At 36.9% G+C, this 12876-nt stretch carries 16 protein-coding genes; 11 read left to right on the top strand and 5 right to left on the bottom strand.

The genetic code is table 11. The features are described from left to right. The first annotated feature begins 98 nt into the window (after nucleotides 1-98). The 4 genes from pdhA to lpdA all read left to right on the top strand — a co-directional run bounded on the left by pdhA (nucleotide 99) and on the right by lpdA (nucleotide 5042). Entirely contained in the window at nucleotides 99-1220 is a 1122-nt protein-coding gene (pdhA, locus tag H0173_RS02750; protein ID WP_221844379.1) for a pyruvate dehydrogenase (acetyl-transferring) E1 component subunit alpha, read from the top strand. A gap of 3 nt (nucleotides 1221-1223) precedes the next feature. After that, on the top strand, nucleotides 1224-2201 hold the full coding sequence (locus H0173_RS02745) for an alpha-ketoacid dehydrogenase subunit beta (RefSeq protein WP_221844378.1): 978 nt from the start codon (nucleotides 1224-1226) through the stop codon (nucleotides 2199-2201). Nucleotides 2202-2330: 129 nt separating this feature from the next. After that, nucleotides 2331-3629 carry a dihydrolipoamide acetyltransferase family protein gene (locus H0173_RS02740; RefSeq protein WP_221844377.1) on the top strand — a complete coding sequence of 433 codons (1299 nt, stop codon included), beginning with the start codon at nucleotides 2331-2333 and terminating at the stop codon, nucleotides 3627-3629. 3 nt (nucleotides 3630-3632) lie between these two features. Next, nucleotides 3633-5042, top strand: coding sequence for a dihydrolipoyl dehydrogenase (lpdA, locus tag H0173_RS02735; RefSeq protein ID WP_221844376.1), 1410 nt, complete (start codon nucleotides 3633-3635; stop codon nucleotides 5040-5042). Between the two features lie 51 nt (nucleotides 5043-5093). On the opposite strand, the gene H0173_RS02730 is transcribed toward lpdA, so the two are convergent. Further along, nucleotides 5094-5477, bottom strand: coding sequence for a small peptidoglycan-associated lipoprotein (locus H0173_RS02730; RefSeq protein WP_313770601.1), 384 nt, complete (start codon nucleotides 5475-5477; stop codon nucleotides 5094-5096). Between the two features lie 260 nt (nucleotides 5478-5737). Here H0173_RS02730 and H0173_RS02725 point away from each other — a divergent pair, with 260 nt between their 5' ends. Beyond that, complete coding sequence (locus tag H0173_RS02725) at nucleotides 5738-5980, top strand: hypothetical protein (protein WP_221844375.1); 243 nt, start codon at nucleotides 5738-5740, stop codon at nucleotides 5978-5980. 46 nt (nucleotides 5981-6026) lie between these two features. On the opposite strand, the gene H0173_RS02720 is transcribed toward H0173_RS02725, so the two are convergent. Both H0173_RS02720 and H0173_RS02715 read right to left on the bottom strand, forming a co-directional pair. After that, complete coding sequence (locus tag H0173_RS02720; RefSeq protein ID WP_221844374.1) at nucleotides 6027-6368, bottom strand: hypothetical protein; 342 nt, start codon at nucleotides 6366-6368, stop codon at nucleotides 6027-6029. Between the two features lie 62 nt (nucleotides 6369-6430). Next, nucleotides 6431-6868 carry a DUF1885 family protein gene (locus tag H0173_RS02715; RefSeq protein WP_221844373.1) on the bottom strand — a complete coding sequence of 146 codons (438 nt, stop codon included), beginning with the start codon at nucleotides 6866-6868 and terminating at the stop codon, nucleotides 6431-6433. A 153-nt stretch (nucleotides 6869-7021) separates the two neighbouring features. On the opposite strand from H0173_RS02715, the gene H0173_RS02710 reads away from it, so the two are divergent. Next, a complete protein-coding gene (locus H0173_RS02710; RefSeq protein WP_221844372.1) occupies nucleotides 7022-7321 on the top strand; it encodes a DUF3055 domain-containing protein in 300 nt (99 codons plus the stop codon). A gap of 209 nt (nucleotides 7322-7530) precedes the next feature. Continuing rightward, a complete protein-coding gene (locus H0173_RS02705) occupies nucleotides 7531-7662 on the top strand; it encodes a GapA-binding peptide SR1P (RefSeq protein ID WP_221844371.1) in 132 nt (43 codons plus the stop codon). Nucleotides 7663-7709: 47 nt separating this feature from the next. On the opposite strand, the gene H0173_RS02700 is transcribed toward H0173_RS02705, so the two are convergent. Next, nucleotides 7710-9179, bottom strand: a complete 1470-nt coding sequence (locus tag H0173_RS02700; RefSeq protein ID WP_221844370.1) for an aminotransferase class I/II-fold pyridoxal phosphate-dependent enzyme — start codon at nucleotides 9177-9179, stop codon at nucleotides 7710-7712. Nucleotides 9180-9405: 226 nt separating this feature from the next. Here H0173_RS02700 and H0173_RS02695 point away from each other — a divergent pair, with 226 nt between their 5' ends. Next, a complete protein-coding gene (locus H0173_RS02695) occupies nucleotides 9406-10365 on the top strand; it encodes an NAD(P)H-dependent flavin oxidoreductase (protein ID WP_221844369.1) in 960 nt (319 codons plus the stop codon). 18 nt (nucleotides 10366-10383) lie between these two features. Continuing rightward, on the top strand, nucleotides 10384-10659 hold the full coding sequence (locus H0173_RS02690) for a UPF0223 family protein (RefSeq protein ID WP_221844368.1): 276 nt from the start codon (nucleotides 10384-10386) through the stop codon (nucleotides 10657-10659). Between the two features lie 69 nt (nucleotides 10660-10728). On the opposite strand, the gene H0173_RS02685 is transcribed toward H0173_RS02690, so the two are convergent. Next, the gene (locus H0173_RS02685) at nucleotides 10729-11349 is read right to left on the bottom strand and encodes a DUF1054 domain-containing protein (protein ID WP_221844367.1); all 621 of its coding nucleotides are present in this window, start codon (nucleotides 11347-11349) and stop codon (nucleotides 10729-10731) included. Nucleotides 11350-11585: 236 nt separating this feature from the next. On the opposite strand from H0173_RS02685, the gene H0173_RS02680 reads away from it, so the two are divergent. Together H0173_RS02680 and H0173_RS02675 are read left to right on the top strand one after the other, a co-directional pair. Further along, entirely contained in the window at nucleotides 11586-11780 is a 195-nt protein-coding gene (locus H0173_RS02680) for a hypothetical protein (protein ID WP_221844366.1), read from the top strand. Nucleotides 11781-12060: 280 nt separating this feature from the next. Continuing rightward, on the top strand, nucleotides 12061-12858 hold the full coding sequence (locus H0173_RS02675; protein ID WP_221844365.1) for an inositol monophosphatase family protein: 798 nt from the start codon (nucleotides 12061-12063) through the stop codon (nucleotides 12856-12858). Nucleotides 12859-12876: the final 18 nt, after the last annotated feature.

Raw genomic sequence — 12876 nt, 5'->3', positions numbered from 1 at the left:
TTAAGTTTTCTATTTTATCTTAGTTTTGGGCAATCTAGAAATTGTATTGTACTCATATTATTACGTCTCTTTTTAAAATTATCGAAAGGGTGACTCAAATGGCTTCTAAAACAAAGCTGGCACAGTTGGATGCCAAGAAGCAGCTTGAAAATGTTGAAGAACAATTTCAGACGTTTCAAATTTTAAATGAAGAAGGAAAAATAGTAAATGAATCGGCAATGCCTGATTTAAGTGATGAGCAACTTCAGGAATTAATGCGCCGTATGGTATATACTCGTATCCTTGATCAACGCTCAATTTCCCTTAATAGACAGGGCAGACTTGGATTCTATGCACCTACTGCGGGTCAGGAAGCATCTCAATTAGCATCTCAATTTGCATTAGAAAAAGAAGATTTCATCCTTCCGGGATATCGTGATGTACCACAAATGATTTGGCACGGGCTGCCTTTATCTCAGGCGTTCTTATGGTCTAGAGGTCATTATGAAGGTGGTAACATCCCTGAGGGCGTGAATGTAATTGCACCACAAATCATTATTGGTGCGCAATATATTCAGGCTGCTGGCGTAGCGCTAGGTATGAAAAAGCGCGGAACGAAATCGGTTGCCATTACTTATACAGGTGACGGTGGAACTTCCCAAGGTGATTTCTATGAAGGAATTAACTTTGCAGGCGCTTATAAGGCACCGGCAATTTTCATTGTGCAAAACAACAGATTTGCGATTTCAACACCAGTATCAGTTCAAAGTGCAGCTAAAACTTTAGCTCAAAAGGCGGTTGCAGCAGGTATTCCTGGTATCCAGGTGGATGGAATGGATCCACTGGCTGTTTATGTAGCTGTTCGTGAAGCTCGTGAGCGTGCAATCAATGGCGAAGGCCCAACATTAATTGAAACTTTAACTTACCGATATGGTCCTCATACAATGGCTGGAGACGATCCTACTCGTTACCGTACAGCTGAGCTTGATAATGAGTGGGAAAAGAGAGACCCTCTTGTAAGATTCCGTAAGTTCCTTGAAGAAAAAGGAATCTGGAATGAAGAAATGGAAAATGAAATTATTGAAAAAGCAAAAGAGGATATCAAAACTGCAATCAAGGAAGCAGATGATACACCTAAGCAAAAAGTAACGGATCTAATTTCTATTATGCATGATGAAGCAGGAATGCCTTATAACTTAAAAGAACAATTTGAAATATATAAAGAAAAGGAGTCGAAGTAAGCCATGGCGCAAATGACAATGATTCAGGCAATTACTGATGCATTACGCACAGAATTGCGAAATGATCCGAATGTTTTAATATTCGGTGAAGATGTGGGCGTTAACGGTGGCGTTTTCCGTGCTACTGAAGGCCTTCAAAATGAATTCGGCGAAGATCGTGTATTTGATACACCTTTAGCTGAATCTGGAATCGGCGGCCTTGCGGTTGGTCTTAGCTTACAAGGATTCCGTCCAGTACCTGAAATTCAATTTTTCGGTTTCGTTTATGAAGTAATGGATTCAATCTCCGGACAGCTTGCACGTATGCGTTATCGTTCAGGCGGCAGATATAATGCCCCTGTAACAATCCGCTCTCCTTTCGGTGGTGGTGTACATACACCAGAAATGCATGCTGACAGCTTAGAAGGACTTATGGCTCAACAACCTGGATTAAAAGTTGTTATTCCATCAACTCCTTACGATGCAAAAGGTCTTTTAATTTCAGCTATCCGTGATAATGATCCAGTAATTTTCTTAGAGCATATGAAATTATATCGTTCTTTCCGTCAAGAAGTTCCCGAAGAGGAATATACAATTCCTTTAGGAAAAGCTGAAGTGAAGCGTGAAGGATCTGATCTGTCAATAATTACTTATGGTGCAATGGTTCACGAAGCATTAAAAGCAGCAGAAGAATTAGAAAAAGAAGGATATTCTGCAGAGGTTATTGATTTGCGTACAGTATCTCCAATTGATATTGATACAATCATTGCTTCTGTTGAAAAAACTGGACGTGCTATTGTCGTTCAAGAGGCTCAAAAACAAGCTGGGATTGCTGCAAATGTAGTTGCAGAAATCAATGACCGTGCGATCTTAAGTCTTGAAGCTCCTGTACTTCGTGTGGCAGCACCTGATACCGTGTTTGCATTCCCGCAAGCGGAAACAGTATGGCTTCCGAACTATAAGGACATTATTGAAACTGGAAAGAAAGTCTTAACTTTCTAATAACCGGTAATTACATTTACTAGAAAAGGAAGAGTGTGGAAATAGAAGAAAATCGGTGACAGTACCGATTTTCTTCATTCCAACTTCTATCCTTTCTTAATTAGTTACTTAGTAGGAGGATGATTCTAGGTGTCATTTCAATTTAAGTTGCCTGACATTGGTGAGGGGATCCATGAAGGTGAAATAGTTAAGTGGTTCGTTAAACCAGGCGATAAAGTGCAAGAAGACGATGTTTTATGTGAAGTGCAAAATGATAAAGCAGTAGTAGAAATTCCTTCTCCAGTTGCTGGATCGGTTGAAGAAATTTTGGTAGGCGAAGGTACAGTTGCAACGGTTGGACAAGTGCTTATTACATTTGATGCTCCAGGCTATGAGAATTTAAAATTCAAAGGCGACGAGCATCATGAAGAAGCACCTAAGGCTGAAGAGAAAATAGCTGAAAAACAGCCAGTTCAGGACACTCCATCTGCTAACACTGAAGCTGCTCCTAACCGACGTATTATTGCGATGCCTTCTGTAAGAAAATATGCTCGTGAAAAAGGTGTAGATATTCACCAAGTTTCAGGCAGCGGAAATAATGGCAGAGTATTAAAAACTGATATTGATGCATTCTTAAATGGCGGAAGTCAAGTTCAAGCAGAAGCTGTACAAGAGCAAGCTATTGCTCCAGTTCAGGAAACAGCAGAAACAGCTGCACCTGCTGCTAAGCCAGTACTACAAGGTCAATATCCAGAAACTCGTGAAAAAATGAGCGGAATTCGTAAGGCTATTGCAAAGGCGATGGTAAATTCCAAACATACAGCACCACATGTTACGTTAATGGATGAAATCGAAGTAACTAAACTTGTTGCTCATCGTAAAAAGTTCAAAGAAGTGGCAGCAAGTAAGGGAATTAAGCTTACATTCCTTCCATATGTGGTAAAAGCATTAACAAGTGCATTACGTGAATTTCCAGTATTAAATACTTCAATTGATGATGAAGCGTTTGAAATTATTCAAAAACATTATTACAATATAGGAATAGCGGCAGATACAGAAAAAGGTTTATTAGTTCCGGTAGTTAAAGATGCTGATCGTAAATCTATTTTTTCAATCTCTAATGAGATTAATGAGCTAGCTACAAAAGCTCGTGAAGGAAAACTTGCATCCGATGAAATGAAAGGTGCTTCTTGCACTATTACAAATATCGGTTCAGCAGGCGGTCAATGGTTCACTCCTGTCATTAATCACCCTGAGGTTGCAATTTTAGGCATTGGCCGTATTGCTGAAAAAGCAATTGTCAAGAACGGCGAAATTGTTGCAGCTCCTGTATTATCGTTATCACTAAGCTTTGACCATCGTATTATTGATGGAGCAACAGCTCAAAATGCTTTAAATCATATTAAACGTTTATTAAACGATCCAGAACTATTGTTAATGGAGGCTTAAAACATGGTAGTAGGAGATTTCCCAATCGAAACAGAAACAATTGTCATTGGTTCAGGTCCTGGAGGATATGTTGCAGCTATTCGTGCCGCACAGCTAGGTCAAAAAGTGACTATCGTTGAAAAAGCAAATTTAGGCGGAGTATGTTTAAATGTTGGATGTATTCCATCAAAAGCATTAATTGCTGCAGGACACCGTTATGAAACAGCAAAGCATTCTGATTCAATTGGGATTACAGCTGAGAATGTAACTGTTGATTTTACCAAGGTACAGGAATTTAAAGCCGGCGTAGTGAAAAAACTAACTGGCGGTGTAGAAGGTCTATTAAAAGGAAATAAAATTGATATTGTACGTGGGGAAGCATATTTTGTTGATGCTAACACACTACGTGTTATGGATGAGAACTCTGCGCAAACATACACATTTAAAAATGCGATCATTGCAACAGGTTCACGTCCAATTGAAATTCCTGCATTTAAGTATACTAAACGAGTTCTTGATTCTACTGGAGCGCTTTCTCTTCAAGAGATTCCTGAAAAAATCGTTGTAATTGGCGGCGGTGTAATTGGAACTGAGCTTGGCGGTGCATATGCTAATTTCGGTACACAAGTAACGATTCTAGAAGGAACAGATGAAATCCTTAACGGCTTTGAAAAGCAGATGACTGCACTAGTTAAGCGTAATCTTAAGAAAAAAGGCGCTGAAATCATTACGAAAGCACTAGCAAAAGGTGTAGTAGAAAATGAAAATGGCGTTGTTGTAACATATGAGGTTAAGGGTGAAGAGAAAACAATCGAAGCAGATTATCTATTTGTTATGGTTGGCCGTCGTTCAAATACAGATGAATTAGGCTTAGAGCAAGTAGGCATTAAAATGACTGACCGCGGCTTAATAGAAATTGATAAGCAATGCCGTACAAATATCAGCAATATTTTTGCAATTGGTGATGTTGTAGCAGGTCCTCAATTAGCACATAAAGCTTCATATGAAGGAAAGATTGCAGCTGAAGCTATTTCAGGACATAGCTCTGAAATTGACTATTTAGGCATTCCAGCAGTTGTATTCTCTGATCCAGAGCTTGCTTCTGTTGGTTACACAGAAGCTCAAGCTAAAGAAGAGGGAATTGAAATTGTTGCTGCTAAATTCCCATTTGCAGCTAATGGCCGTGCTTTAGCGTTAGATGCTACTGACGGTTTCGTTAAGCTTATTACTCGCAAAGAAGATGGCCTTGTAATTGGTGCTCAAATTGCTGGTGCAAGTGCGTCAGATATGATTGCTGAATTGGGCTTAGCGATTGAAGCAGGTATGACTGCAGAGGATTTAGCTATGACTATTCACGCACATCCAACTTTAGGGGAAATCACTATGGAAGCTGCAGAGGTAGCTCTAGGCAGCCCGATCCATATTATTAAATAATATATGTCAGTGAAAAAAATCCTTTTCCGATTCGGAAAAGGATTTTTTATATTAATGACTAGTAGATAGTTCATTGTTTAAAGCATCTGCGAACGGTCGTATGATTTGTTCAGAAGATATATCGCCATTTATTTTTACAACTACTTTGTCCTGATGGAGAAGCAGGATTGCAGGGCTGCCTTTAACATCAAATGCTTCGAAATACTTCTTGGCAATGTCTGGAGTAATAATTTTCATATTTTTTATTTCATCAGGAAAATCCTTCTTTAATTCAATAATCGCATCATAGTAAGGAGCTTCCTGTTCATATTCTTTCTCATTTGAGAAGAAAATAATTTGTTTGCTGTTTTTATCCAAATTAAGCTCATCTTTAGTTTCAAAATTACTGCAGGAGGTAATAAACAAGAGAGAGGCAATGAATAAAAGCGGATACACTTTCAAATTCTACTCCTCACTTTACCATTTTATCGTTTAAGCAATAACTGTATGTAACATCCATTTTTTAGATATTAATGAGTATTTTATCATAAAAGTGGAATAAAAATGACTTGTCACCTAAATGTTACAAAAATGAAAAATAAGATTGGCAGTTTCTACATATATTACAAAGACATAGGACTTGCTGAACTTGACTTGTATATAAGCTTTCATAAAAATAAAGATAAATGAAACTAATAATCTGGTGGTGGAACAAAATGAAGGTATATACTACATTGCTACTACAGTTAATGATCTGGAGCGGCTACACCTTTATTGATTGGTTATCAAAATACGATCAGCTTATTTATAAAGTGATTATGTTTTTCGTATTTTTTTATTTAGCCATCATCATTGGAAATTACATTATTAAATCCATAAGGAAAACATTTTTCGTAACCGCACTAAGTTTATCTTTATATGGATCATTTCACTTTACAATGGCTGTTATCGGCATGTAATAAGAGGGATAATGAAGTACTTCAAAGAAGGAAAAAAGAGCCTATTTTAATTAGGCTCTTTCAACTGTCTGCCAATAATCAACCTTGTGAAAATGCTATAAACAGCAAATAAAAATAAGAACAAACAAACAAATGATAGAATAAATGGGGTTACTTTGAAATTTGTTTCCTTTTCAAAAGGAGATACAAACTTGACTTCTAAAGGATAATCACCCTTTGCTTCTGAAAGAGATACTGTCTGTTCAGCAAAAGGAAAGGGGCCTCCAAATAAAATGTTTTGGTTTAATTCATCAGGCTTTTTTTCAAAATATGAATAAAAAATAAATGGAGAAATTAGAGTAACTGCAAGTGCCATTACACTAATCAAAAGTAACTTTTTTCTTAACAAAATATTCACCCCTTAGCCGTACAAAATAGAAGAACAGCCATCTGCTGTTCTCCTATTTACATTTATTTTCTAGGATAGAAATACATAATTCTTCCATTAAATAGATGTAATTCACCTTTTAGTTTTTTTGCAAGGAACCGGCAAAATTCATTAGCTTTACCTTTATCCCCAAATGTTGCAGACTCTGGCAATGTAATTTGAATAAAAGATTGTTCACGTTCTGAGCCGTCTTCTTCCTGAACGATTTCTTTACCTAAACCTAGCAAGATCATATTATAGCGGTCATTGTTAGAATATAGGTAGAACCATTTCCCTTGCCCCTCTGGTTTTTCCTTTATTTCATAAGGAAAAGCAGCCGCATTGTATTGCCAATCGACTTGGTTACCTGTTTTAGAGGTAATTTCTTTAAAGTATTGAAATAATTCTTTAATTTCTTCTGTTGAAACTTGTTCCTTTTCTGATGAAGGCACTAATTTTATGTATGCACTGCTTGCCAACATCCATCCCCCCAATTATTAATCCATTCCCTCTCATTCTAGCATTTAATAAAAAGTAAAGACAACTTAAACAAAGAAATTTCAAAAAATACTTGTAAAACATTGGAATCTAAATTATAATAATATTCTAAATATTAAAATTAAAGGAGGAGTATTATGAACTTATTCGATAAGCTCTATGATGAGCATGAAAATGTGAAAGTTCGGTTTGTTGGTTTTACAACTGAGCAATCGCGTTATGATTTTGGGATCGTTTATACAAATCTATTTTTTGGAAAACCTCTTGTAGTTTGTATGCAAACTGGCCGCTCCACACTCCTCGACCCTAAGGACCTCGAAGACATTGAATATGTTCAACATGCCTTTAAGCTGGATAACCATCACCAAGCAGAAGACCTTTGCGAATTTTTTAAAGGCGCCATACCAGGATCCGCATTCCAAACCCAATACGAGTGAAAAAGATGAGGCAGGCTGTTTTTGGCCTGTTTTATTTTTAATTATATTCAGCAAATATGTTATACTCTTTATAAAGTATTTCCATATATTTATCGATTGTGTCATACAATTACCCTTGAAAAAATAATAGTGTTATATTATTATTGAATTAATGATTGTTAAAACGTTTTCATATCAGCATGATTTAAATAATAAAGGAGAATGAAAGAATGGGTACAATTGTATGCCAAACGTGTAATTCTACAATCGACTATTTTGAGGATGAAAAAGTGACTGTCCTGTATTCAAAAGCTGAATGCGGCTGCTGTGAAGAGAATCACCATACAAAAGAAGTTAAGTAAACGATAAACAAAAAGCCTTCTCAATTTTGAGAAGGCTCATTTTATATTTAACGAATAGCTTTGTATTCTTTGATAACCCGGAGGTATTTAAAATCATAATCTTCCGGTCCTTGTACAGGAAGGCCGGCTTCCATATTTGTTTTTATATAGTTCAGGTTTTCCTTTGTTATAATTTCTCCAGGAATAAATATTGGAATTCCAGGTGGGTATACCATGATAAACTCAGCGATAATTCTTCCCTCTGATTCATCAAATGGAACTAGTTCAGTATCAGCATAGAAGGCATCACGTGGTGATAACGCTAATACTGGAATATCAGGAAGAAGCACTTGAGTATCACGCTTTTCTGTTAATCCATGTCTTTCTGCTGAAAGAACTTCAAGCGCTTTAACTAGCATATCTGCTTCATATTCTGTGTCCCCTGGTGTAATGATGCAAAGGATGTTATACAAGTCAGACATTTCCACTTCAATATTGTATCTTTCACGCAGCCATTTTTCTACGTCAAATCCACTTAACCCTAAATCTTTAACCGAAATAATCAGTTTTGTTGGGTCATAGCCATGAGCTGCGTCTGTCTCGAGGATTTCTTCCCCAACACAATAAATATGTTCAATTTCGTTAAGGCGGTGACGAATTGATTGTGCAAGTGCTATTGTTTTATCAATCAATTCTTTTCCTTCAGTTGCAAGGCGTTTTCTCGCTACATCTAATGATGCAAGTAATAAATATGAGGTAGATGTAGTTGTCAGCATACTTAAAATCGATTGAACTCTTTTCGCTGAAACAAGATTGCCTTTCATATTTAAGATGGAGCTTTGAGTCATGGAGCCTCCAAGCTTGTGGACACTTGTAGCTGCTAAATCAGCACCAGCCTGCATAGCGGACAGAGGTAATTCGTCATGGAAATGAATATGCACACCATGTGCCTCGTCAACAAGTACTGGAACATTATATGAGTGAGCAATCTCAACAATGCTTTTTAAGTCTGCAGATACTCCAAAGTAGGTTGGATTGATGACAAGAACTCCTTTGGCATCAGGATGCTGTTCAAGAGCTTTCGAGACAGATTCAGTTGTAATTCCGTGTGAAATACCAAGATTTACATCGATTTCCGGGTGAATGAATATTGGTGTTGCACCTGAAAATACAATCGCTGACATTACTGATTTATGAACATTTCTTGGAACGATGATTTTTTCTCCAGGTCCGCAAACTGCCATAACCATCGTCATAATTGCTCCACTCGTCCCTTGAACAGAGAAAAACGTTTTATCGGCACCAAAAGCCTCAGCTGCTAAATCCTGAGCCGCTTTAATCATCCCTTTTGGCTGGTGCAGGTCATCAAGCGGACCAATGTTAATTAGATCGATTGAGAGAGCATTATCCCCTATAAATTCTCTAAATTCCGGATCAATTCCAGCTCCTTTTTTATGGCCAGGTATATGAAATTGAATAGGATTCTTTTTAGCATGTGCAAGTAGTCCGCTAAATAACGGTGTTTCGAATTGTGACAATTTATTTCTACACCTCTTTAATAAAAAAATTATGTTTAGAACAAAAAGGTCATAAAACATTTGAATTATAGCATTATTCCTTATCCTTGCATAGAAAATTTCTGGGCATATCAAATATAATTTTAAAAGTAATTTAGCCTAATCTTTAGTTTTTGATGTTAACAGGAAAATATAACATTAAAATAGAAGATAAGATAAAGCAGAATGTAAAGGAGGATATGTCAAAATGAATTGGAATACAAGAGTAACAGAATTATTAAATATTAAATACCCGATTATTCAAGGAGGACTTGCTCACTTAGCGTATTCAGATTTAGCTGCAGCAGTTTCAAATGCTGGAGGACTTGGGCAAGTAACAGCGATGTCGTTAGAGAGTCCAGAAGCTTTAAGAAAAGAGATCCGAAAAGTAAAAGAAATGACAAACAAACCATTCGGTGTTAACTTTGCAATTGGGCAGCATGGCAGGCCATTTTCACACTATCTAAATGTAGCCATAGAAGAAGAGGTTCCTGTTATTTCCATGACCGGAGGAAATCCTGCACCGCTATTTGAACAGTTAGAAGGTGTGAATATTAAGAAACTCGTTTTGGTTGCAGCTAAGCGGCAGGCAGTTAAAGCTGAAGAGCTTGGTGCAGATGCAGTCATGGTTGTCGGGCAGGAAGGAGGGGGTCACTTAGGTAGAGATGATATCGGAACCTTTGTATTAACTCCTCAGGTAGTAGATGCTGTCTCAATCCCTGTCATTGCATCAGGAGGCATAGGTGATGGAAGAGGGTTATTGGCAGCCTTGAGTCTTGGAGCAGAGGGAATAGAAATGGGAACCCGCTTTATTGCTACCAAGGAATGTGTCCATGCTTCAGAACTCTATAAAAAACGGCTAGTCGAAGGAAGTGAAAATGATACAGTCGTCATTAAGAGATCCATTGGAGCTCCTGCAAGGGTGATTTCAAATACATGGTCTGACAGGATTTTAGAAATTGAGAAGGCGAATGGAGGATATGAACAGTTAAAAGACTACATAAGCGGACAAGCTAATAAAAAATATATATATGACGGCAAAGAGGATGAAGGATTTGCTTGGGCAGGGCAGGTCATGGGACTTATTAGAGATATTCCAACTGTACAAGAATTATTGGATCGAATAATTGCTGAAGGAGAAAGCATCCGTCAAAAATGGGCAAAATAGTTATATGAGGTGAAGGACATGGAATATCAATATCCAATTGACCCTGATTGGTCAACAACAGAAATAATAGATGTTATCAGCTATTTCCAGCAAGTTGAGGAAGCATATGGAAAAGGGGTAAACCGCGAGAAGTATTTAGAAGCTTATAGGAGATTTAAAGAAATTGTTCCAGGTAAAGCTCAGGAACGCAATATTTGTAATGAATTTGAAGAGGTTAGCGGTTTTTCGTCCTACCATACATTAAAGACTGTTAAAGAAGCTCAACCTGGTAAGGAAGTTAAAATGAAAAAATAATGTGATTAGCAATAATGGGCAGCCTCCGAAAATGCTTCAAGGGAGCTGCCCATTATTTATGACTTTAGTTTAACTCATTTTATATAGGGGTAATAAAGTTCTAAACACAGATTCTGCTCTATTTAGAAAGATTTCAGGAGCCATTTCGATAGCAGCTTTTCTCGGAATATTGATACCGCATAAAATTTCAGCTTTTTTTACATTTTGTAAGCGCATAAACATGGCTTTCAACTCTTCCTTTGTCATTTCGCCATGGGTATGTGCAAATGGTTTTGTATGGTCGGCAGACCAAACAAAGTCTTTTGGTATTTGCTTGTAAATTTTATTTATATTCTTTTCTAATTTCCTTCCGAAATCCGCTTTATTTGGAGCTTCATATATTACAGCAAACCAAATAAATACATGTGTTTCCCATAGTCCTATCTGAAAATGTGGGAGCATTTTATAGCCTCTTGGATTGCTCGCAAATGCAACCCAAGTATCGTTTGGAGGATTTACCGTTCTGCGTGCATGTTTAGCAACATGAGGGAACATTTCATCTCCTGACTCTATAGCCAGCATGGGAGCAAAGTGTTTCCCTAATCCATCTAATTTCGGACGAATATGAGTAATTAACGCTTCCATTCGTTCCTCCAATCCTTCAATCTTAAAAACATCAAAATCAGTCGTTGTAAATCCTGAAAATGACATATGTGCCTCCTTATGTATTACCAAAGATAAAATAGTCTTTTGATTAATTGTAGTTATAAAATAAACTTTTCTGGAATATTGTAGCATACATGAATTTAAACCAAAACTAGCAAGCACTAATGAATCGATATACAAATATAGGTAATCGCACAAATTTGTTGCATCTGACTCAAATTCTTCATAACATATAAGAACAAATAGTCAGAAAATTAACTATTTTGAAAGGGGTGATGTGAATGAAAAAGCTAATGAACTCCACAAAACACACAGCGGGCGAAAAGGAACGAACTGCAATCCTTCGATTAGAATTGGATTATGAATTAGCTGTGCTATACGATGCAATGAATGAAAAAAATGAGGACCTAAAAATACAAACAAAACAAAAGCTGGAAAGGATTAGGCAGGAACTATTAAGATTAAAGGCACTCTAACTTTGATTCCAAATGATTGAGGTAAAGGGGAAAGATATTAGAAAATGTATATGGAAATAGGACTTAACCAATAAAAACGGACTCCAGCAAAAACTTTGGAGTCCGTTTTGTTATTTTATAGAAGAATAATGTTTAAGTTTTTTAAGATGGTGAAAGGATATAGCTTGAAGTGCCGAACTAATTCTAATAAGCTATTGTTACAAATTATATTAATTATCTAAATATCCCTTTAGGTGAAATTGCTGGTATGCTAAGAAGATGAGGAGGGTTAGACCATAAAATGACTTGGGAAAAAATAAACCAATATGCTATCGAATGGATAAAAGAAGCAGGTGAAAAAATTAAGGATTCCTTCAGTAAAACACTAGTTATTCAATCAAAATCAAATGCAAATGATCTAGTGACTGATATTGATAAAGGCACGGAACAATTTTTCATCCAGAAAATTAATGAAACCTTTCCTGAACATAGAATCTTGGGAGAAGAGGGGTTTGGGGATCAATTATCAAATCTTGATGGAATCGTTTGGATTATAGACCCGATTGATGGAACGATGAATTTTATCCATCAGCAAAGGAATTTTGCTATTTCCATCGGTATTTATGAAGATGGTATAGGGAAAATTGGTCTCATTTATGATGTCGTACATGATGAGCTCTACCATACGATTAAAGGCAATGGAGTCTACCTAAACAATCTTAAACTTCCCCCACTTGAAGAAGTTTCAATTCCTGAAGCTATAATAGGACTGAATGCAACATGGGTAACGGAAAATAAACGAATTGATCCCTCAATATTATCTCCATTAGTAAAAGATGCGCGAGGCACACGCTCATATGGGTCAGCAGCATTAGAGATGGCGTATATCGCTTCAGGAAGGATAGATGCATATATTACGATGCGTCTGGCACCTTGGGATATTGCGGCAGGGGTTATTATGATTGAGGAGCTTGGAGGAATGGCAACGACATTAAAGGGAGAAAAATTACACTTCTTAGAAAATAATACGGTGTTTATTTCAAAACCAGGACTGCATCAGGAAATTATGGAGCGCTACTTAAATAATGGCAATTGGTAATAAACATGACCGCTAAAT

The organism is Bacillus sp. S/N-304-OC-R1 (genome assembly GCF_019749375.1).
In the GTDB taxonomy this organism is placed as follows: Bacteria; Bacillota; Bacilli; order Bacillales; family Cytobacillaceae; genus Cytobacillus.
Note: the sequence above shows the minus strand (reverse complement) of the source record. Positions and strands in the feature narration are given on the sequence as shown.

Bases quoted from the DNA above. Each gene is read 5' to 3' on its own strand.
- pdhA (WP_221844379.1), top strand. From the start codon at position 99: ATGGCTTCTAAAACAAAGCTGGCACAGTTGGATGCCAAGAAGCAGCTT.
- H0173_RS02745 (WP_221844378.1), top strand. From the start codon at position 1,224: ATGGCGCAAATGACAATGATTCAGGCAATTACTGATGCATTACGCACA.
- lpdA (WP_221844376.1), top strand. From the start codon at position 3,633: ATGGTAGTAGGAGATTTCCCAATCGAAACAGAAACAATTGTCATTGGT.
- H0173_RS02725 (WP_221844375.1), top strand. From the start codon at position 5,738: ATGAAGGTATATACTACATTGCTACTACAGTTAATGATCTGGAGCGGC.
- H0173_RS02715 (WP_221844373.1), bottom strand. From the start codon at position 6,868: ATGTTGGCAAGCAGTGCATACATAAAATTAGTGCCTTCATCAGAAAAG.
- H0173_RS02710 (WP_221844372.1), top strand. From the start codon at position 7,022: ATGAACTTATTCGATAAGCTCTATGATGAGCATGAAAATGTGAAAGTT.
- H0173_RS02705 (WP_221844371.1), top strand. From the start codon at position 7,531: ATGGGTACAATTGTATGCCAAACGTGTAATTCTACAATCGACTATTTT.
- H0173_RS02695 (WP_221844369.1), top strand. From the start codon at position 9,406: ATGAATTGGAATACAAGAGTAACAGAATTATTAAATATTAAATACCCG.
- H0173_RS02690 (WP_221844368.1), top strand. From the start codon at position 10,384: ATGGAATATCAATATCCAATTGACCCTGATTGGTCAACAACAGAAATA.
- H0173_RS02685 (WP_221844367.1), bottom strand. From the start codon at position 11,349: ATGTCATTTTCAGGATTTACAACGACTGATTTTGATGTTTTTAAGATT.
- H0173_RS02680 (WP_221844366.1), top strand. From the start codon at position 11,586: ATGAAAAAGCTAATGAACTCCACAAAACACACAGCGGGCGAAAAGGAA.
- H0173_RS02675 (WP_221844365.1), top strand. From the start codon at position 12,061: ATGACTTGGGAAAAAATAAACCAATATGCTATCGAATGGATAAAAGAA.